Genomic DNA, 19851 nt, shown 5'->3' with positions numbered 1-19851 from the left:
TCTACCAATCGGGGGGAATCTCCGGTACCTGTCCGCAGCACCCTGGGCCTTGGCCGGGTCTCCCCCGGGCAGTTCCACCTGGTCCGCGAACAGGGTGCCGATCGGCACTCCCTTGTCGGAGAACGCCAGCACGCCGACGAGGTCGAGAGAGATGATGCGCGGGTTAGTCGAGGATGTGTCCGAGATTCCGCAGCTCCGCGTCATGGGCATTTCTCGCGTAGGACTCGATCTTCTTCACGTCGGCCCCCGGCGGTGCACGCCCAGCGGCCCCTACCTGACCTGCCCCGCCGTTCACATCGCTCGACTGGTCAGTACCAATTGGGGGAGGTGAGGACGGTCGCTCCGGGCAGGTAGTCCTTGGGCGCGAGCAGTTTCGTCGGCCTGACCGCATCCTTCGCTTCCTGACTGGTGGCGAAGTCCTGGTACTTGATGAGCTTGCGAGTTGTGCCGTCTTGGTACATTTTGGCCCACTTCGCCTCGGTCGTGATGACGGGTCCGTCGAACCCGCGCATTCCCCGGTTCGCGAACTGGCCTGCGGACAGATCGAACACATAGGTGCTTCCGCCACGGTTCCCGACCACCACATAGTGGTTTGCGTGTGAGGCCTCAAGGGCGTTGTCCCAGATGGCCATCCCGCGATACTTGATGGCGGTGAAGCCGTGAGTCTTCATGTAGTTCCGAGTCGGCGTGATCAGGTTCTCGCAGTTCTGTGCGGGATTGTTGATCATGGTGTTCACCGCGTTTTGGCGCCGCAGGTCGGCCAGGGCCTTTTCGGCCAGCCTGCTGTCCACCGCATTCTGCGGCTGGTCGGCAACAGCAGGGCGGCGCGTCTCGATCTGGAACTCCGGAGCATTGGTCTCCGCATAGATCCGCACCCGGCGGCCGTCCGGGAGTTGGAAGCCGCCGTCCGCGAAGGACAGCGGACCGCCATTCGTGAAATCAATTTCTGCGAATCCAGGCGACAGGTCCTGACGGATCCCCGCGTTGTTCAGACCTGCCAGCCGGCCATCTCCTGTGCTGAGCATGGCGTGGATCATGTTGGGGCGGCCACCGTCATCGACGACGAAAGCGACTCGGTACCCCCCGGCCAGCCGAGCCAGGCTCTCGGTGTTCGCGATCTCCTTACCGGCTCCGCCGAGATAGTTCTCGAAACTGTGCGCGCGTACGCTGCGGAGCGCCGACAGCTCCTGAGGTGTGATGACTCCGGCCATGTGCTGAACGTCGGCCACCGCGTCCCAGCAGCCAGCTCCGTTGGCGGCGACCCTGTCCGTGAAGGCTTGGGTCCCTGCGCCCTTCGACCCGATACGGGCGGCGCGCGGGCGTGGCGCCAGCTGACTCAGGAGAACCTTCTCCCGTGCGACTGCCATGCCGTCGCCGATCAGCTTGACGGCCGTGCTCCTGGCTCCCTTGACGCCGGTACGGATGCCGGAGAAGGCGGCCTTGAAGTCTATGGCTGACATGCCGACCGCCAGCCATGTGTCCAGCTCGGCATCCACCATGGCCTGACGGTAGACATCACCCCGGTCCGCGTTCTCCGCGATCTTCCTGTTGAAGTGCGCGGAACCGAAGCCGAAGCCCAATCCCGAGCCGAACGCGGCTACCGCGCCAGCGCCGCCGGACATCGCGGACGCCACGATTACCATCAGGATTTCACCGCCCTGCATGGCCGCGCGACCGAACTGCGCGGTCCATGCCCCATCTTCTTCCGCCTTCGTGTAGACGTAGCCGTTGAGATTGGACTTCACCCGCTGGACGGATGCCTTGCAGAGCTCATCGAAGATGTCTGGAACCTGCCGGAAGCTGATGCGCGGCTCCATGAACGTGAACTGCGTCCTCGCATTGCCGCCCTGGACACGAGGATCCGGCGGAAGGTGCGGAATGAAATCGCCCGATCGTGTGGCAGCACTGTCAAATTCGGAAAGATGCCCCTTGATGAACTTCTGGAACCCGCTTGACGAGTCGTCCTTGCGCCACATGTAGGTCTCACCGGTTGCGAGCGAGACAAGAAGGCTGAAGTCGTTGAACCCTATCGCCACCACGTCGGGGACGACCTTGCCCTGGAATTCGACAAGGCCTTCCTTCAGGTCCCCGGCCAGCCACATGTAGGCGAAAAACTCCACCCGAGGATCCTTGGATTCCGCCAGGCACCTATTCATCCTGCCACGGAGCCTTGACCGAGAGAACTCCGAAAACGTCGTCTTGAACGCGTCATCCGCTGCCATGCGGTCCGCATCCTTGGAGAACTTACCGGAGACTCCCGAGCGAATTCGGTCCTGCTTCAGGGCCTGCGAGACTGCGGAAGGAAAGTCGCTTCGGATTGGTTCGATCTGATGGATCGTCACCGACAGTCCCAAGCGCAGCATGACTCTTCGATACGGAACGCCCAGCGCGAGTTCTCTGAGGGTGTACCTCTCCGTCGTGCGCAGCCCCGTACCTCCCGTCGCCGGGGCCTCCAGAAAGGTGACGGTGAACTTCTCGTCGAGGGACATGTTTCCGGTATCGGCCGACGGAACGACCTCCCTCAGCACCTTCCTCACGATGCCGTCCACGTAGTCCTGTGCCGCCTGTGCCCTATCCTTGACAGATTCGGCCTTCTGGCTGTTCAGTAGCGGGTTTATCAGGTCATCGTCAGTATCGGCAGAGGAGACCGCGACGGGATCCGACGGGACGGCGGTGCCGGATTCGGGTGATGTGGATCGTGTTTTCCTGGATTTAATGGGTGAGTTGGTGAAGGCGCGGCCGAGTGGATTTCGGTAGCCTCCCCCTACCGGCCTGGTGCGCTGTTCTTTGCTGGTTACTTCCTGTGGTTTTCCGACGACCACGCGAGCGATGTTGGTCAAGGATTCGGTGCCGACGTTGTAGTAGCTGGTATGTGCTTTTACAGCGCTCTCGATCGGCCCGTTTCCCGGCGTCCGCTGATAGCCGGTTCTCATGCGGGTGACATCGCCGTACTTCTTGTGAGTCGGGTCGATGCTGAACCAGTCGAGCATACTGACGGCGTCCGAATCGTTGGCGGCGACGAAGATGCTGCCGGAGGGGACGTCGAGATGCTGGGGGCGGCGGCCCGTGCCGGGGCTGCCGAGGAGGATGAGGTTGTCTGGAGCTGCTCCGCTCAGCGCTCCGACTGCGGTCGCGCTCCTGAGGGCGCCGCCTGCGGCTCCTCTCGCGGCTCCGGTTGTGGCTCCGCCCGCAGGTCCGCCTACGACTGCTCCCCTGACCGCTCCGCTCACGGCTCCGCGCGCGGCCCCGCTCACCCTTTCGCCCGCGGTTTCGCCCCTCAGGGCTCCTGTCACTGCCGCGGTCACGGGGTTGCTCGTGACGGCTCCACTGATGGCTCCGCGCGTGGCTCCGCTGACGGTGCTGCTCAGAGCGCCGCTCAAGGCTCCGCCTGCGACCGCGTGGCCGGCGACGACGCTTCCGTAGCTCAGTCCGCTGATGGTCAGCAGCGGGTAGGTGGGCAGGCCGCGGTTGTTGCGGGCGGGGCTTTCCTGCCAGTGGACGCGCCACTGATTCAGGTCGCTCCTGAGGAGTTCGGCGCCCTTCCTGGCCGGCTCCTCCCCGGTGACCTCCAGAGTGCCCTTCAGGGGACTCCGGGGGGCTTTGTAGCCCATCCAGGCGACGATGGCGACTTTGGCTCCGGGGCTGATGCGCAGGCACTCCTCGTAGAGGCTGCGTGCGTGCCGGGCGAGCTCGGGAAGCGTCTCCAGCGAACTGCCCATGCCGGGGACCAGGACTGCGACGTAGTCCGCCGTATCCATGTCGCCGACAGCCAAGGCCGCACGCCCCAGGCCGTCCTCGAAGCCCGGATCGCAGACCAGCAACGTGTGGCCCTTCCCGCCGATCGCGGCCACCGAATCCCTCACGAACCCGGCTTTCTTCTGGATCCCCTCATTGAGTGACGACCGATCGCACGTGTACCGCGTCCAGTTGCTCTGGTGCTCGCGCTTGAAAGCGTTCTCCGTCACGACGGGGGTGGGCTCCGTCCGCGGCAGGGTCGGGTACAGCCGACCCAGTTCCTCGCCCTCTATATTCGCTACTTCTTCATCGACCCCCGCCGCAATCCTGTTCGCCCACTCCACGAGCCCGGGCACCTGGCCGGCCAGTCTGCGTTCCCGGTTGACCGATTCACTCAGCTCCCGATCGATCGCCCCCTCAGCACGAGCCGCGTTCTCCAGATTGCCCAAGACACCGCCCTTGTCGGTCGGTGCCCAAGCCATCCGGCCGTACCAGCGGGAAATGCCGGAGAAGTCTGCGCCCTGCTGGGAGGGCTGCTTCCCCCTTGCCTGCGGTGCTTCGTTCTTGCTCGCCCGAACCTGCGGTTCTGCGGGCTTGTGCGTTGGCATGGGTGAGCCTTCCAGGGCGATTGGGGTGGGCTGGCCGGGGTCGGCGTGGTTCTGGGGAGGACGAGCCGGATTGGTTCCTCGCGATGGTTCTTTTCGGCGGTTCCCGGAGGCGGGCGTGTGCGCGGTCGACGGACCCGTCAGCGGGTGGGCTGGATTCCGGCACCAGCGGAGTGGAGTTCGTTGCCGTGATGCGCGGCGCGGACCCCGGCGTCAGGTCATCAGAGACGAGGGCCCAAGGCACGGGTCGCCCTGCTCACTTGGGCCGGGCGCCCCTGCGGCCATCCCCCTCCACCCGCGTCCGGACCGTGGCCCCCATCCGGTCCCTTGTGGAGAGCCGGGCAGCTCCAACCCACCCCGACGATTCCCTCCAGCGCCGTCCGCGACGGGCCCCGCACCCGTCCGAGGCGTTCACGGGCCCCGGAACGACGGCTCTCCGCCGCTCGCCCGGACACGTGCCACGACCAGCCGATACCGCAGCCGGAGTGGGAAAGTACCCGAGCCGCTGACACGGCCTCAGCCACAGCACCAGCGCGCGGAGATGCTCCGATCATCGCGTACGGGCCCGCGTCAGGCAGAAACCGAAATCGCCGAAAGGGGCGAAAGTCCCGGCGGTCAAAACAGTCTTCATACGCACAGGATCGAGCACACCCTCCACCTGTCAGGCCGTCAGGCGTCGACAGTTGCCGTCGAGGGTTGACAGTCGTGTATCCGGTCGCCAGGGGGTCCGGGTCAGCGCGTCCAAGATGAACAGGGAGTCGCGCGGAGTGCCGGGCACCACCATCTGCCCGATGCCGATCACCTGGTCATTGATCGCGTTCAGCCACGTGATGCCCTTCTTCTTCGCGAAGTACTTCGGCGAGGGGGCTGCGTTGATGGACCGCGTGGGGACGACGAAGCGCAGGCCGTCGACGGAGGCGAGCAGGCCCTTGCCCCAGAACTGCACGATCGGCACCCGGGCCTGGGCGGCGATCAGCGCGGCGTTCGCCGCGGCGATGGTGTCGCTCCGCAGGTAGTACTGGTCGACGTGGACCAGCCGGGACCGGGTCAGCGCCTCGTAGCCCGGGTTGATGACCGGCGTCATGCCGATGTTGCACGCCTCCGAGACCAGCAGCGCGACCATCGACATCGTCAAGTCCTTCATGCGGGTCTTGCCGTCGCCCAGGTGCACGAAGGCGTCCAGAAACCCGGTCCAGCCGTTCACCTCGAACAGCAGGTCCGGCAGGTCGATCTTCGGGAGCATCTTCTCGACGCGCTCGCGCAGCCACTTCAGCGACTTCGGCTCACCCAGCGCGTGGAGCTTCTCCACGTTCAACTTCGCCCGGCCATTGGGCTGCACCTCGATGCTGATCTTCGCGTCGTCGCCGGCCTCCTCCAACCGCTCCGCCATCTGCTTCCACGTCGCGTCCAGCACCTCGACCAGCTCCCGAAGGTGCTGCTCGGCGTCCTCGTCCAGGCTCAGGCCCGCCAGGACGTCCTCGCGCACCGCCTCCCACCGCTTGCCCTGGAGCAGGCGGGCGCGCGGGTCGGCCCAGCGGTGCGAGGGAGAGGCGAAGATGTCGCGGCGCCTGAGGGCTCCGAAGAGCTGTTCCAGCACGCACACCACGTACGCATCGCGGTCCACCGCCCCCTGCGGCAGGTCCTCGTTCGCGTACGCCGCCTTGCGCCAGTGCGCCGGCACCAGTTTGTCGGAGATTCCCCCCGATTGGTAGACATCGCGGACACTGGATCTCGTGGATTCAGAGGAAGAGATGGCACCGATGGCACGAAAGCCGTACTCGGAGGAGTTCAAGGCTGACGCGATAGCTCGTGGTGCGATGTCGCACGATCTTCGCGACCTGGGCGGCGTGTGGGAAGTCCACGCCCAGGTCGGTGACGGTCAGGGCCCGCACCACCCGGGTCTCCAGCCGCCCGTGTCCCTCGGCGCGGTCGTAGAACTTCGCTGTGGCCTTTTGCCAGGGCAGCGTGCGCAACTGCTGATGCAGCAACTTCTGGTTGCGCTTCACGGTGAACGCGTAGTGGGCTTTCTTGGTCTCCACCAGGAAGCGGGCATGGTCACGCTGGGTGTGCAGGGCATCGGCAGTCACGGTGATGCCGGTCAGGTCATAGGGCTCCAAGAGGGCGGCGAAACAGGTGATTTCATTTGTCTTGTCGGGCACTCTCAGTTGGGTGACGGTCTGCCCGCTGCCGGTCATCGCGGCCAGCAGATGGGCGGCCGCGGTGGTGCCGTGACGCGAGCCGCGCGCGCTCTTACCGTCCACGGCCAGCGTCTCGCACCCGCTCGGCTCGCATCCCAACAGGTCGGCCAGTCCGCCGGGGCAGGTCCGCTGAATGATCCGGCGGATCGTCGCGCCACTGGGCGCCATCCGTACGTTGAACGCCGTGGCGGGGCCCCGAGCCGGGCCAGGACGTCCTGCGGCGCGTCCTTGGCCCACTGCCCGATGGCCGAGAAGGACTTCGCACCGGCCACCACCGCCGAGCAGGCCACCAGCAACACCGCCACGAACGGGTGACGCCTCCCGCGCCGAGAGCGCGGATCGGCCAGCGTTTGCAGCCGCAGCGCCAGCGAACCGACCGAACGGTGTTGACGGCTGGGCGACTTGATCAGGCAGACGGTGGAAGACTGACGGCACATCGAAGCTCCGTTGGGCGAAGGCGACTTGGCAAGGTCACCTGCCAACGGAGCTTCGTTGCGTACGTCGCGCGCTCACCAGACATCGTCACACCGTCGTGACCTGCACACTTACAAGATCACCACGACTTTGAAATCGCCCTGGGTCGAGGGCCTGAGCGCGACGCCCCAACGCCCCAGCCAGTCTCCCTCCAGCTGCCTCAGTCAACTTTTGCCCGAGGCGCTTCATGGCCACCGAAATAGCCTGTGGCCATGAAGCTGATAGGCGTGATAAAGCCCGACCGCCCCCTGCTCGTCGTGGCCTTGGAGGAAGAAGCGGCTCATCTCGACGGAGCCCTACCCGTGCTCCTCACCGGCCTGGGCAAGGTCAATGCGGCCGCTGGCCTCGCGGCCGCCCTCGGCCGGGGCAATCGGCCCTCCACCGTGGTCAATCTCGGCACTGCGGGAGCGCTGCGTCCCGGATGGCACGGCACCCACGAGGTGAGCCGTGTGCACCAGCATGATCTGGACACAGCATTCCTCTACCTCGTCACCGCCCACAGAGTCGGGCTGCCCATGGAGATCGCTGACGACGGCCCCGCCCTGGCCACGGGGGATGTCTTCGTCTCCGACGAGGCGGCCCGCGCACGCCTCGCTGCTCACGCGGACCTGGCCGACATGGAGGGCTACGCCGTGGCGTCCGTGGCGCGACAGTTCGATGTTCCCATTCGGATCGTCAAGCACATCAGCGATGACGCCGGGGAAGACGCGTCTCGGACCTGGCGGGAAGCCGTTGACGACTGTGCCCAGAATCTGGCGTCCTGGACGAAGGACCACCTGTAGCGCCCATTCGACCAACGATCCGCGAAGAACGGATCCCGAGTCGCATTCCGGCGTCCGGGCTGGGTCGCATGCAGGCGCCAGAAGGCCCCGCACCCGGCCCACCGGCCTCACTCGCCCAGCACAGCCGCACAGGACTTGAGCCCCTGAAGACCACTCCCAAGGCGCAGGGAGGAGATCGTCCCGGGGGCTTCGCGCCGTGCCTCAACGTGAGCTTGGGGAAGTCCCAAGCACGAAGTGGTGAGCAGCTTCACTCCCCCATGGTGACCATGGATGCCCAAGAGGTCGGACCGCACCCCCCATCACCCCGCATGCAGCGCCAACGTGGGCGACAGCCGCGCCGCCCGGACCGCCGGATAGAGGCCGGCCACCGTGCCGATGGCCAGGGTTGCCACGAAGCCGCCCGCCATGGCCATCGGCGGTACCACCCAGGGCATGCCGCCGGTGCTCGCGTACACCCAGGTGGCGAGTGAGCCGAGGAGTACGCCCGCGATTCCACCGAGCCCCGAGAGCATCAGGGATTCCGTGACGAACTGGAGCCTGATCTGGCCCTGGGTGGCGCCCAACGAGCGGCGCAGGCCGATCTCGTGGCGTCGTTCGAGCACTGAAATGATCATGGTGTTGGCGACTCCTACACCGCCGACGAGCAGTGAGACCCCGCCGAGTCCGAGCAGCAGCTTGGTGAAGGCGCCTTCGGATGCGGCCTTGGCCGCCAGGGCGTCGGACGGGTTGGAGACCTGGACCTCGTGCGGGGCCTGGGGGTTGGCCGTGCGCTGGAGCCGGTCGCGTACGTCCTCGACCTTGTCGTCCGCGGAGCGTTCGTAGATGGATGTCGGATGGCCGTCGAAGCCGAGCAGCTTCTTGGCGGCGTCCCAGCCGATCAGGGCCGAGGTCCTGATCTCCTCGGCGAGCGGGAGCGGACCGAGGATGCCGACGACGGTGAAGTATTTGCCGTCGATGTAGACCTGCTGGCCCAGTTTGGTGACGCCGAGGCGGCTCGCGGCGTGGTCGCCGAGGACGACGGCCGGGTAAGTGGAGTTGGCCGCGTTCAGCCACCTGCCCGAGCCCATGGATCCGCGCAGGGTCTTCAACAGGCTCTCGGACGCGGCCTGTACGGAGAGGCCGTTGGTCTGCGTGGCCGGGGTGTGTTCGGAGCGGTAGATGTTCGCGTCCACCGTGCCGACGGCACCCACGTGCTCCACGCCGTCGATCTGCCCGACCATCTGCGGTGCCTTCTCGGGCAGTTTGGCACTGTCGCCGGAGAGCATGTTCTGGCCCGGGGTGATCACCAGCATGTTGGTGCCGAGCTTGTCGAGGTCCTGCATCAGCTTGGCCTTGGAGGAGGACGAGATCCCCACCACGGCGATCATCGTGGCGATGCCGATCGCGATGCCGAGGGCGGAGAGCACCACACGCATCGGGCGGCCGCGCAGCCCTGCCGAGCCGACCTCGGTCACGTCGCGTGCGGTCAGCCGGGCCGGGATCAGGTTCCTGCCGCTCCGGCTCATCGCGCACCAGCCGTTCCCGTGTACGTATCGGCGACGATCTGCCCGTCGCGCAGCCGCACTTGGCGGGGCAGGGAGGCGGCCAGCTCCATGTCATGGGTGATGACGGCGATGGTGGCGCCGTCCGCGTTCAGCTCGCGCAGGAGCTCCATGACCGCTGCGCCGGATGCCGAGTCGAGGGCGCCGGTCGGCTCGTCCGCGAGCAGCACATCGGGCTCGCCCGCCACGGCACGGGCGATCGCGACGCGCTGCTTCTGTCCGCCGGACAGCTCGTGCGGCCGGTGCTGCGTACGGTCGCCGAGGCCTACGCGCTCCAGGGCCTCGGCCGCCCGTCGGCGCCGCTCGCTGTGCGAAAGGCCCGAATAGCGCAGCCCTTCCACCACGTTGGCCAGCGCGCTCGCGCCCGGCACCAGGTGAAAGGCCTGGAAGACGAAGCCGACGTGCTGGGCGCGCAGTGCGGAGAGGCGACGGTCCGACAGTCGGCTCACATCGTGTCCGGCGAGGGTGACGGTGCCGGCCGATGGCCCGTCGAGGGTGCCGACGATGTGCAGCAGGGTGGACTTGCCGGAGCCCGAAGGGCCGACGATGGCGAGGAGTTCGCCCCCGTCGATCGCCAGATCCACTCCGCTCAGGGCGGTGACGCCGCCGGGGTACTCCTTGGTGACGCCGCTGAGGGTGACGACGGCATTCGCATGCGTTGCGTGGGTGTCATTCACCTCAGGTACGGCATGTGTCTCGCGTACGTCATGCATCTCGTGCATCTCATGGGGCTCGTAGATCACTTGGGCACCCCGACCTTCTCGCCCTCCGCGATCCCGCCCCCGGACACCTCGACCCGCCCGTTCGCGAACAGGCCGAGTTCGACCAAGACTTCACGCACCTTGCCGTTCTCGACGACCTGGACCCCGAAGCCGCGGCCCGGCAGTGCGATCAGTGCCTCGACCGGGACGGAGAGGACGTTCTTGCGGCTCTCGCCCGACAGGGACACGGTGACTGGTGCCTGGTCGATGACCTTGATCCGGTCCGGCCGGTCGAACTCCACGGTGACCTTGACCTTGGGCGTCTTGTCGCCGCCCCCGCCGCCCTGACCGTCCGGCGTCGACTCCTCGGCCGATTTCCCGATCGAGGAGATCTTCCCGGACGCCTCGGTGCCGTCGGGCAGCTTGATGGTCACCTTGTCGCCGGTCTTGTGCTGGCCTGACTCGGCCACCTTCATGTCGAACGTCACGACGCGTCCGGCGCCGGTCGCCGAGAACACCGGCTTGCCCGGCGCCAGCCGGTCGCCCACCGTGGCCTCGGCCTTCTGCACACGCAGCGAGCCGGGCGCGAAGACGATCTGCTCCGCACCGATCCTGCCGGTCTGGCTGAGGCCCTTGGCCTTCTGCCAGGCCTTCACGGCCTGCGCGGTGCCGGGCGTGAACTCGTTGTCGTCGGCCAGCTGATTTCCGTAGCCCAGCGCTCTGAGGTTCTGCTTCAACTGCTGTACGTCCGTGCCCTTGTTCCCCGTCTTCAGCTCACGGTACATGGGGCGCTCGCCGAACATGAGGTACACGGACTTCTCGTTGACGTCGTACAGCTTCTCGCTGCGGCCGATGGTGTCCCCGCTCTTCGGCAGCCAGGCAAGGACCCCCTCCGCCCCGGCGCTGATCTTCCGCCCGGCGGAGAATCCGAGCTTGCCCGGGACCTGCACGGCAGAGGTGAGGTCGCCCCGGGAGACCTCGGCGGTGACCTGCGGAAGGCCGCCGTCCTGCTGCTCTTTGCCGCCGTCGGCCTGTGCCTCGCCGAAGGTGTTCACGGCGACGCCGCCCGCCGTCGCGACCAGCATGGTGGCCGCGACGCCGAGGAGCAGTTTCCTGCGCCGCATCAGAAGCCGGCCTTCTGGGCGCAGACCTTGTCGGCCTTGATGTACTTCGACCGGTCGGGCTGGTCGGGCATCGTGCCGCTCTGCACCTGACCGTCGACGAACTTGGGATCGGGCATGTCGATGCCCTCCTTGCGCATGCACTTGGCGTACGCGAGGTACTTGTCCTTTTCCGCCTGGCTGATCCCCTGCCCCCCGGAGTCACCGGCTCCGGCACCGCCCGAGGTGTCCTGGACGCCACAGTCCTTCAGGGCCTTCTGCATCTCGTCCGGGGACAGATCACCCGGAGATATGGCGTCCTTCTGGCCGTCCTCGCCCTTCTGGATCTTCATGCCCTTGCTGCGCAGACAGTCCGTCTGCTTGGCCTCCTTGGCGCCCGCGTCCTGCGACTTGCTCGTGTCGCTGTCCTTGGTGCCGTCATCGGGCGTGCAGGCCGCGCCGAACAGCGCGAGTGCGGAGAGTCCAGCGGCCACGGCCAGCTGCATGCGGTGCTTCTTCACGGGGACCTCCCCAGGTCGGTGCTATTGCTCCATACGCTGCGGGGAGACGCCGTCTCAGTTCTTTAACAGCACCTGTTACGTCGGTGAAAGACGAGACTCCGGTACACAGGACGGTATGCGTGTATTGGTGGTGGAAGACGAGGCTTTTCTCGCCAAGATGATCGCCGACGGGCTCCGGCGTGACGCCCTGGCCGTGGATGTGGCGGCCGACGGCCTGCAGGCCTTGGAGAAGCTGCGCTTCGGGGCGTACGATGTGATGATCCTCGACCGTGATCTGCCGGGACTGCACGGCGACGAGGTGTGCCGCCGAGCCGTCGCCCAGGGCCTGCTCACACGCATCCTGATGCTCACCGCCGCCGACTCGCTCTCCGAGAAGGTCTCCGGCTTCGGTCTCGGTGCCGACGACTACCTGGGCAAACCCTTCGCGTACGAGGAGCTTCTCGCCCGCGTCCTGGCCCTCGGCCGACGCAGCCGACCCGCACTGCCCCCGGTCCTCGAGCGGTCCGGAATCCGCCTGGACACCTCGGCCCGCAAGGCCTCACGCGAGGGCCGCCCGCTGCCGCTCTCGCTCAAGGAGTTCGCGGTCCTCGAAACCCTGATGCGCGCCGCCGGCGGCGTCGTCAGCCGCGAGGACCTGATCGAAGAGGTCTGGCAGGAAGACATCGGCTACGGCAGCAACGCCGCCCGCGTCGCCCTCAGCCGCCTGCGCACCAAACTGGGCGATCCGCCGGTGATTGAGACGGTGCCGGGCGCGGGATACCGGATGGTCTCGGACGACGAGGCGTCGGCGTGATCCGTGGGGACCGGGCAGACCGGGGGCCCGGAGAGGACAGCGCCGCACCTCTTCGCTGCCCGCGCTCGCGCAGACGTCCCTGGCCGCGTGCCGGTGAGCGGCTGCGCCTGACCGCCCTCTACGCCGGTCTGATCCTGCTCGCCGGCGGTGGGCTCATCGCCCTGGTGTACATCCTGCTGCGGGACAGCTTGTACGGGAGCATCAGCGATGTCGTGCGGCAGGCTCCGCTCTCCCAGAAGCATGATTCAGCGACCGATCCCAACAGCTTGGCGTGCGGTATCACCCGGCGGCTCGACGAGTCCGGCTCCGACTTCGCCGCCGACCTCGAGCAGACCGCGCTGGGCCGGGTGCTCACCGTCTGCCTGATCGCGCTCGCCGTCTTCGCCGTCCTCTCCGTCGTCCTCGCCTGGTGGATGGCGGGCCGGGTGCTGCGCCCGGTGGGCGTGATCACCGAGAAGGCCAGGCATCTCTCGGAGGCCACCCTGCACGAGCGCATCACCCTCGACGCGCCGCCCGGCGAGCTCAAACGGCTCGCCGACACCTTCGACGAGATGCTCGGCCGGATGGAACAACTGGTCGGTGCGCAACGCAGGTTCGCCGCGAACGCCGCCCATGAGCTGCGCACCCCGCTCGCCCTGCAACGGGCCGCCGCCGAGATCGGCCTGGCCGGTGAGCCCGATCAGGAGCAGGTCGCGTACATCCGTACCGAACTCATCGGCGTCGCCGAACACAGTCAGCGCCTGATCGACGGCCTGCTGCTGCTCGCCACGACCGAGCGCGGCCTGGAGCGCCGCGAGCCCGTGCCGATCGACGAACTCGCCGCCACGGTCAAGGTCACACTCGCCCCTGACGCCACGGAAAGCAACGTCACCCTCGACCTCGACGCCCAACCCCTGGAAGTGGAAGGCGATCCGGTCCTTCTCCAACGCCTGATCCACAACCTCGTGGGCAACGCCATCTGCTACAACCACCCCGGCGGTCACGTCACGCTGCGCACCGGCCCCGAGGGCTTGTCGGTCTCCAACACGGGCCCGGTCATCCCCGCCGAGACCGTTCCCCTCCTCTTCGAACCGTTCCACCGGCTCGCCGAACGCCGTCAGGCACCCGGCGAAGGCGTGGGCCTCGGCCTCTCCATCGTCGCCGCCATCGCCCGCGTGCACGCGGCGAAGGTCCGGGCCGAGGCCAACCCGGACGGGGGCCTCACCGTCCGGGTGACCTTCGACAAGGAATTCCAGCGGCCGACGACGGGCGGGCGGTGAAGTGCTGCTGCCCGTCAGCTGCCCTCCGCGTCCGGGTTCCACGATGCGCCTGTCTCGCGTTCGAAGACCGGGCGGACGTTGACGGTGTCGTACACGATGCGCAGTGCGGCGATCCGGCCGTCCTCGGCGAGCTCGGCGAGCTCGGCCAAGTCCACCACATCGAACGGGGCCGCAGCACCCGACGGCAGGCGCCAGTCGAAGTGGAACCAGAAGGAGACCAGCACGGCTCCCTGCTGGCTGCGGCCCTCCATCACACCGAGCAGCGTCAGGCGCGAACGGCTCGTGTCGGCGAAGAGTTCGGGGTAGAACTCCGTGGCCAATCTGGGGCCGTACAGCGGCGAATGCACCATGCCTCCAGGTGCGAACAGCTCAAGCACCGCCTCGGAATCCGCGCGTTCCAGTCCGGCCAAGTAGGCGGACACAAGCTCAGCAGCAGCCACGATCACTCACCTCAAGTCCATACGGCCAGCCGATCCCTGACCGCCCCGTCCTGCCTATGTCATACACAGCCCATCACCACGCGCAAATGGTGGCGAGCCTGGACCGACAAGGACCCACCCGCCGAGCTCCAGGCCCTGATCGAAGCGGTCACCACCGGACACGGCATCGACCTCTACCGCCGGATTTAACGAACTACCGGTAAGCAGTCGGCTCCCGGGCAAGACACTCGCCGAAAGAGGACAACCCGCATCCAAGGGTTAAACCGACTGCGATTCGGTTCAACTCGCTGTCGACAGGTACGTTGAATTATCGGTATTGCTGTCCACGTCCCCGACCCAGACCTCAGCACGTTGGTGTCCCTCTATGTTCAAGCAGGAAACCACTCCGAGTCACATACCGAGAAGAGAAGAGGAGGCCATACGTAGGCAGAGCGAGGCCGCACGAGCAGGGCTCTCCTGGGTTGGCGATCGCTGGGGCCGTGGCGATCTCGGCATTGACTGTCTCCAAGCACAGCTGGACAGTTGGTCCTCGAGTGCTCTCTCCTCCGGCTCCAACACATCCGCGCCCACCACGGCAACAGGCCGGAAAGAGCGCAAGCCCATGAAGACCAGCCGTCCCCGAACTCGAAGGATCCACCCCGACTCTGACGGTGATTCAGAAAGTGACGACCCCACCGTCCTTTACCGGGCACTCAGAGGGGACGAGGATCCTCTCCGCAAGGGATTAGTGCCACCGGGACGCGGAGGCCTCTCCATTTCCGTCCGGAATCATATCGCCAGCGGCAGCAAGCGCAGCGTACGGCTGAAATCGGAGTACACATCGTTCAGCCGCAGCCTGAAGGTTGCCGCCGCTTGGGCAGCGAAGGGCGGTCGAGGACGAGGCAGGGTGGCCGTCGTGGATATCCCTGAGCTCATCCGATCCGACCGGGAACGTTACGCGGACACCACCGCACCGCAGACGTTTCAGGCCATCTTCAAGAACCCCAAGGATCGAGCGGCGAATTTCGCGAAGGGGTCCCAGGAGGTTTGCGTGAAGGGCCGCCTGAAGCCGGAGGTGGTCCGGGAAGTACTCAACGTCCGCACAGTGCAACACGAGGAGTACAACCGTCTGAAGCAGGCGGACTCCTGCAAGCTGGTGAGGACACGGGCTACGACGGCGGAACAGCCGGCCCGCATCGCGATTCAGCGCGGTCCTCACACATAGCCCTCCCCTTCCATCTCCCCATGTCTATCTCCTCACGGCGATCAGGAGTAGCCATGTGACGCAAAGAATCCACCTTTGAAGAACGCAGCGAAAAGCCCGATCAATCACCCTTCTCCGAAGAGCAGTGATGCCGGGGTCCCGGTCCTCGCCTGTCATGCACTGGCGTAGTGTCTCGTGATCCTGATTGTGTTACTTCGAGTTGTTATTGACGAGCTTCTTCACGTTGGTCTGGACGAGCCGGACCTTGGCGAGGATCTCGTCGGTGGTGGCGGTCCAGGTGAAGGGTTTCGCGTTCTCGTTCCAGGAGTTGATGTAGTCGCGGATCTGTTTGACCCGGACGTTGACGCTGGAGAACGTGCCACGGCGGATGGACTGCCGGGTGATGATCCCGAACCAGATCTCGATCTGGTTCAGCCACGAGGACCCGACGGGGGTGAAATGGAAATGGACGCGCGGGTTTTTCGCCAGCCACGCCTTCACGTCCGGGGTGGTGTGTGTGGACAGGTTGTCCAGGACAACGTGGATCTCTTTTCCCGTATGCGGCTTGACGGCCTTCTTCAGGAACGCCAGGAAGTCCGCGCCGTTCCGGCTCGGCTTGCACTCGCCCAGCACTTCACCGGTCGTGACGTTCAGCGCGGCGAACAGGTTCGTGGTGCCGTGCCGGACGTAGTCGTGGGTGCGCTTCTCGGTGGCCGCGAACGCGACCGGCAGCACCGGCTGAGTCCGGTCCAGGGCCTGCACCTGCGTCTTCTCGTCGACTGACAGCACCACGGCGCCACCGGGCGGGGCCAGGTACAGGCCGACGACATCGGCGACCTTCTCCGCGAACGCCGGGTCTTTCGAGATTTTGAAGGTGCCGCTGCGGTGCGGTTTCAGATTCTCCTCACGCCAGACCCGCGCGATGTAGTGCCAGGACACCAAAATGCCCTCGCGCCGCTTCAAGTGGTCGGCCAGCGTTCGCGTCGACCAGTGAGAGAGACCGGAATCCGCCGGCGGGGACATCCTCGTCAAGGCGATCACCCGGGCCCGCGTCCGGGGCGGCACCTGAGTTCGCGGCCCGCCCCGGCGCTTGTCCTCCAGCCCGGCAACACCCCGCTCGGCATAGCGGGACTTGCAGCGGTCCACCGTCAGCGGTGCCACACCGGCGAGCTCGGCGACGTCCTTTCGACGCCACCCCTCGGCCGACCACAACACGATCCGCGCACGAAGCGCCACGACAGCCGGCACATCCCGCGAACCCGCCAACTCCCACAGCTCGGAAACCTGTTCAGAGGAGAGATCCATACCAGACTCAACGATCACAGACGCCTCAGGTTCCACAAACAGAATCACAAGACAGAGTCGCTCAATCATCTTCCGACGCGATGTGTAAACTTCCACCCTTATTCGGCGGCTTCACCGGTTCATAGCATCGCAGGGTCCCACGCCGCTGCTGGGGCGAAGAGCTCGCGTATCCAGAGGTCCAGCGCCGCCGATGAAAACGAAGAAGAGCCCGCCGGACACGGCTGGCCGCAGAGGCACGTTCCGAACCGTGCTGTCGCCCCAGCACTGGAAGATCTCCACCCGCATGGCGGTCGCCCTGCTCTCTCCCACGCTGCTGGCCCTGGGGCTCGCGGTATCGGAGATCCGCGGCTCGCTCGCCCGGGCCGAGCGGATGAAAGTCACGGAGGAGTCGGCCGCACTCGTCCTCTCGGCCACACAGCTCGCCCACGCCCTCGCCAACGAACGGGACTTCGCCGCCCTGCAGAAGAGCGCGAAGGTCGCCATCGCCCCGTTCCGGACGGAAACCGACGAGCGGCTCGCCGACTACGTCGACCGCGCCTCGGCCAATCTCGGCAGGCCCGGAATCACCGAGCGCGTGGCGGACACCGAAGCGGCGCTCCAGGGGCTGGCCGAGCTCCGGTCGAAGGCGTACTCCAAGGGCTTCGACTCGGTGGCCACCGATCTGGCGTACGCCGACATGATCACTCCGCTGCTCGGCCTGGCCATCAAAGCCGGGCGCGGCGAGGGCTCCACCGCTTCCGACACCTGGGCGCTGAGCTCGCTCTCCATCGGCAAGGCGTCCCTGTCGAGTCAGCGGGCCCTGCTCAACGCGGGCTTCTCGCGCGGCAAGGTGGAGAAGGACGAGTGGGCCGAGGCCGCCTCGCACGGCGGACTGCAGAAGGTCGTGTTCCGCCAGTTCCTGGTCGCCGCCGACGAGAAGGACGCCGAGCAGTTCCGGAAGGCGTTCGACTCCGCGTACATCGCGGCGATGGTGAGCAAGGCCGCCAACGCCGAGCCGTCCGAACTGGACGCGGCCCTGGTCAAGGAGTGGAACACGTCCGCGACCCGCGTCATCGAGGACCTGAACCGCATCGAGACCCGGATCGCCCAGCGCATCACCGACGACGTCGCGCATGAACGCTACGAGGCGCAGAAGGAGGCCTGGTGGAGCGGCGGCGTCGTGGGGTTCGCGCTGCTGTTGGCCCTCCTGCTCGCCACGTGGATCGTGCAGGCCACGGTGCGCCAGCTCAGCCGGTTGCGGCGCACCGCGCTGCGGGCCGCGCGCCAGGAACTGCCGGCGCTGGCGGCGTCGATCGCCGAAGGCGGCCCGGACGTGGCCTCGTACCGTTCGGCCGCCCAGGCTCCGTCGTCCGCCCCGAGCCCTTCAGCTGCCCCGGAACAGTCAAAGGACGCGGACCAGTCGGTGGCCCCTGACCGGTCCGTGGCGCTGGACCTGGGTACGCGGGACGAGATCGGCGACGTATCGCGCGCCTTCGAGCAGGTCTTCGCGGAAGCCCTCAAGCAGACCGCCGAACAGGCCAAGCTGCGCAGCAGCGTGAACGACGTGCTGGCCTCCATGGCCCGGCGCGGCCAGGTCCTCATCCACCGTCAACTGGCGGTCATCTCAGCCCTCGAACGCACGGAGGCCGATCCGGACAAGCTGGGGGAGCTGTTCCGCATCGACCACCTGGCGACGCGTATGCGTAGGCACGGCGAGAACCTCCTTGTGCTCGCCGGTCAGAACCCCGGCCGGGTGTACGGGGCTCCGGCCCCGCTCGTCGACGTACTCCGGGCAGCCGCCGCCGAGGTGGAGCAGTTCGCCCGCATCCAGGTGGTCGGCGGTGCCGAGGCGTGGGTGGCGGCGCCCGTGGTCCACGACCTCACTCATCTCCTGGCCGAGTTGATGGAGAACGCCACGCAGTACTCGAGCCCGGCCACCCGGGTCATGGCGGTCAGCCGGGTCACCGTCACCGGCGACGTACTGATCGCCATCGAGGACAGCGGAGTGGGCATCGGGCCCGCGCAACTGGTCCGGCTCAACGCCGCCTTGCGCGAGACGCCGGGCGTCGCCCCCTCGACCACCCACCGGATGGGGCTCTACGTCGTCAGCCGACTGGCCTCCGCCCACGGGATCCGGGTCAGGATCGGGTCGACGGGCAAGGGCGCCACGGCGTCGGTGGTCGTCCCGGACACGGTGTTGTCCGTGGCCCCGCCCCCGCCGCCGATGTCGGGCCCGCTCCCGCAGGAATCTCCTCCGCAGCACCCGCTGGCGCAGGATCCGCCCCCGCAGGCCCCGGCCCAGGACCCCGCCGGAGAGACCCGGACCATGCCGGCGGCGCAGCGCCCCGGACCGGGCGGCCTCCCGCGCCGCGATCCCCGGGCGACGCTGCGCGGGCATCTGCCTCCACCGGCGCACGACAGCATGGCCCGGCGGACGGACCCGGCCGAGACACGGCGCAGGGTGAGCGGCTTCTGCACCGGCACGAGCCGGGCCCGGCAGGACAACGACAGCGACAAGGAAGGCCGACCCGATGACTGAGACCCACGTGCCCTGGAACGCACTGAACAATCTGAACTCCTTGAATGCCTTGAACGCACCGGAGGCCGCAGAGGTCCAAGTCGGCCGGCTGATCGACGAGTTCACCGCGCAGACGCCCGGCGTGACCAGTACTGTCCTGGTCTACGCGGATGGGCTGACCCTGGCGGACTCGGGCGGCCTGCCCCGAGAGAACCGGGAATGCCTCGCCGCCGTCGTCTCAGGCTTCGTGGCCCTGGCCAGGGGAGCGGTCTCGATCCACGGCCGCGGCCGGATGAACCAGATCCTGGTGGACATGGACGCCGACGGCGGATTCCTCTGCATCATGTCCGTCTCCGAGGGCTCCGCGATGGGCGTGCTGTGCGGTCCCGCGTGCGACATCGGCCTCGTCGCCTACGAGGCCGCCCGGCTCGCGGACCGGGTCGGCCCCAGCCTCACTCCCGAAGTACGCAGCGAACTGCGCCGCGTACTGCTCGCCTGACAACACCCCGCTCACCACGCCCCGTTGCCCTCAGCCGCAGACCTACAGCCCCTCCGCCCTTCAGCCTGAAGAACCGAACCTGGTGGCCGACGTGTCACGCCCCACCCTTCCCGCTGCCGTACGAAGGCGTTTCGCGCCTCCGGACTGGCCGCCGTCCTGCTCACCGGCTGTCTCGCCTGCGGACAGCCGCCCGGCTCCTCGGCCGCGTCCGACCCGAC

General features: G+C 67.1%; 14 protein-coding genes and 2 pseudogenes. 6 read left to right on the top strand and 10 right to left on the bottom strand.

The genetic code is table 11. The features are described from left to right. Positions 1 to 308: 308 nt before the first annotated feature. From QMK30_RS33070 to QMK30_RS33055, 4 genes and pseudogenes are all read right to left on the bottom strand, one after another. Positions 309 to 4343 carry an alpha/beta hydrolase gene (locus QMK30_RS33070; RefSeq protein WP_283522026.1) on the bottom strand — a complete coding sequence of 1345 codons (4035 nt, stop codon included), beginning with the start codon at positions 4341 to 4343 and terminating at the stop codon, positions 309 to 311. A gap of 730 nt (positions 4344 to 5073) precedes the next feature. Further along, positions 5074 to 6036: pseudogene (locus QMK30_RS33065) on the bottom strand (Tn3 family transposase); the annotation flags it as partial. Positions 6037 to 6079: 43 nt separating this feature from the next. Beyond that, a complete protein-coding gene (locus tag QMK30_RS33060) occupies positions 6080 to 6706 on the bottom strand; it encodes an ISAs1 family transposase (protein ID WP_283522024.1) in 627 nt (208 codons plus the stop codon). A gap of 35 nt (positions 6707 to 6741) precedes the next feature. Further along, positions 6742 to 6975 (bottom strand): annotated as a pseudogene (locus QMK30_RS33055) (transposase family protein); the annotation flags it as partial. A 249-nt stretch (positions 6976 to 7224) separates the two neighbouring features. Here QMK30_RS33055 and QMK30_RS33050 point away from each other — a divergent pair. Beyond that, positions 7225 to 7794: a nucleosidase gene (locus QMK30_RS33050; RefSeq protein ID WP_283522023.1), complete on the top strand. Its 570-nt coding sequence runs from the start codon at positions 7225 to 7227 to the stop codon at positions 7792 to 7794. A 299-nt stretch (positions 7795 to 8093) separates the two neighbouring features. On the opposite strand, the gene QMK30_RS33045 is transcribed toward QMK30_RS33050, so the two are convergent. Genes QMK30_RS33045 through QMK30_RS33030 form a run of 4 tightly spaced genes read right to left on the bottom strand, consistent with a single transcriptional unit; the run spans position 8094 to position 11657 of the window. Continuing rightward, complete coding sequence (locus QMK30_RS33045) at positions 8094 to 9299, bottom strand: ABC transporter permease (protein ID WP_283522022.1); 1206 nt, start codon at positions 9297 to 9299, stop codon at positions 8094 to 8096. Continuing rightward, a complete protein-coding gene (locus QMK30_RS33040; protein ID WP_283522021.1) occupies positions 9296 to 10078 on the bottom strand; it encodes an ABC transporter ATP-binding protein in 783 nt (260 codons plus the stop codon). Before QMK30_RS33040 ends, QMK30_RS33045 begins: the two co-directional genes overlap by 4 nt. Continuing rightward, positions 10075 to 11160, bottom strand: coding sequence for an efflux RND transporter periplasmic adaptor subunit (locus tag QMK30_RS33035; protein ID WP_283522020.1), 1086 nt, complete (start codon positions 11158 to 11160; stop codon positions 10075 to 10077). Before QMK30_RS33035 ends, QMK30_RS33040 begins: the two co-directional genes overlap by 4 nt. Beyond that, positions 11160 to 11657, bottom strand: coding sequence for a hypothetical protein (locus QMK30_RS33030; RefSeq protein ID WP_283522019.1), 498 nt, complete (start codon positions 11655 to 11657; stop codon positions 11160 to 11162). Before QMK30_RS33030 ends, QMK30_RS33035 begins: the two co-directional genes overlap by 1 nt. 115 nt (positions 11658 to 11772) lie before the next feature. Between QMK30_RS33030 and QMK30_RS33025 the strand changes: the two genes are divergently transcribed. Together QMK30_RS33025 and QMK30_RS33020 are read left to right on the top strand one after the other, a co-directional pair. Further along, entirely contained in the window at positions 11773 to 12450 is a 678-nt protein-coding gene (locus QMK30_RS33025) for a response regulator transcription factor (protein WP_283522018.1), read from the top strand. After that, on the top strand, positions 12447 to 13709 hold the full coding sequence (locus QMK30_RS33020; RefSeq protein ID WP_283522017.1) for a sensor histidine kinase: 1263 nt from the start codon (positions 12447 to 12449) through the stop codon (positions 13707 to 13709). The genes QMK30_RS33025 and QMK30_RS33020 overlap by 4 nt, the downstream gene beginning before the upstream one ends. 14 nt (positions 13710 to 13723) lie before the next feature. Here QMK30_RS33020 and QMK30_RS33015 read toward each other — a convergent pair whose 3' ends face one another. Continuing rightward, the gene (locus QMK30_RS33015) at positions 13724 to 14149 is read right to left on the bottom strand and encodes a nuclear transport factor 2 family protein (RefSeq protein WP_283522016.1); all 426 of its coding nucleotides are present in this window, start codon (positions 14147 to 14149) and stop codon (positions 13724 to 13726) included. Between the two features lie 886 nt (positions 14150 to 15035). On the opposite strand from QMK30_RS33015, the gene QMK30_RS33010 reads away from it, so the two are divergent. After that, positions 15036 to 15353, top strand: coding sequence for a hypothetical protein (locus QMK30_RS33010; RefSeq protein WP_283522015.1), 318 nt, complete (start codon positions 15036 to 15038; stop codon positions 15351 to 15353). A 189-nt stretch (positions 15354 to 15542) separates the two neighbouring features. Here QMK30_RS33010 and QMK30_RS33005 read toward each other — a convergent pair whose 3' ends face one another. Then, positions 15543 to 16706, bottom strand: coding sequence for an IS630 family transposase (locus QMK30_RS33005; protein WP_283522014.1), 1164 nt, complete (start codon positions 16704 to 16706; stop codon positions 15543 to 15545). A 178-nt stretch (positions 16707 to 16884) separates the two neighbouring features. On the opposite strand from QMK30_RS33005, the gene QMK30_RS33000 reads away from it, so the two are divergent. After that, a complete protein-coding gene (locus tag QMK30_RS33000) occupies positions 16885 to 19155 on the top strand; it encodes a sensor histidine kinase (protein ID WP_283522013.1) in 2271 nt (756 codons plus the stop codon). Then, the gene (locus QMK30_RS32995) at positions 19148 to 19633 is read left to right on the top strand and encodes a roadblock/LC7 domain-containing protein (protein ID WP_283522012.1); all 486 of its coding nucleotides are present in this window, start codon (positions 19148 to 19150) and stop codon (positions 19631 to 19633) included. Before QMK30_RS33000 ends, QMK30_RS32995 begins: the two co-directional genes overlap by 8 nt. Positions 19634 to 19851 lie beyond the last annotated feature (218 nt).

It is taken from the genome of Streptomyces sp. H27-C3 (genome assembly GCF_030063415.1).
Classification (GTDB): Bacteria; Actinomycetota; Actinomycetes; order Streptomycetales; family Streptomycetaceae; genus Streptomyces.
This window is presented reverse-complemented; position numbering and strand designations above follow the sequence as displayed.

Excerpts from the sequence above, each read along its gene's own strand:
- QMK30_RS33005 (WP_283522014.1), bottom strand. The coding sequence starts at position 16,706 with ATGATTGAGCGACTCTGTCTTGTGATTCTGTTTGTGGAACCTGAGGCG.
- QMK30_RS33025 (WP_283522018.1), top strand. The coding sequence starts at position 11,773 with ATGCGTGTATTGGTGGTGGAAGACGAGGCTTTTCTCGCCAAGATGATC.
- QMK30_RS33070 (WP_283522026.1), bottom strand. The coding sequence starts at position 4,343 with ATGCCAACGCACAAGCCCGCAGAACCGCAGGTTCGGGCGAGCAAGAAC.
- QMK30_RS33045 (WP_283522022.1), bottom strand. The coding sequence starts at position 9,299 with ATGAGCCGGAGCGGCAGGAACCTGATCCCGGCCCGGCTGACCGCACGC.
- QMK30_RS32995 (WP_283522012.1), top strand. The coding sequence starts at position 19,148 with ATGACTGAGACCCACGTGCCCTGGAACGCACTGAACAATCTGAACTCC.
- QMK30_RS33035 (WP_283522020.1), bottom strand. The coding sequence starts at position 11,160 with ATGCGGCGCAGGAAACTGCTCCTCGGCGTCGCGGCCACCATGCTGGTC.
- QMK30_RS33060 (WP_283522024.1), bottom strand. The coding sequence starts at position 6,706 with ATGGCGCCCAGTGGCGCGACGATCCGCCGGATCATTCAGCGGACCTGC.
- QMK30_RS33050 (WP_283522023.1), top strand. The coding sequence starts at position 7,225 with ATGAAGCTGATAGGCGTGATAAAGCCCGACCGCCCCCTGCTCGTCGTG.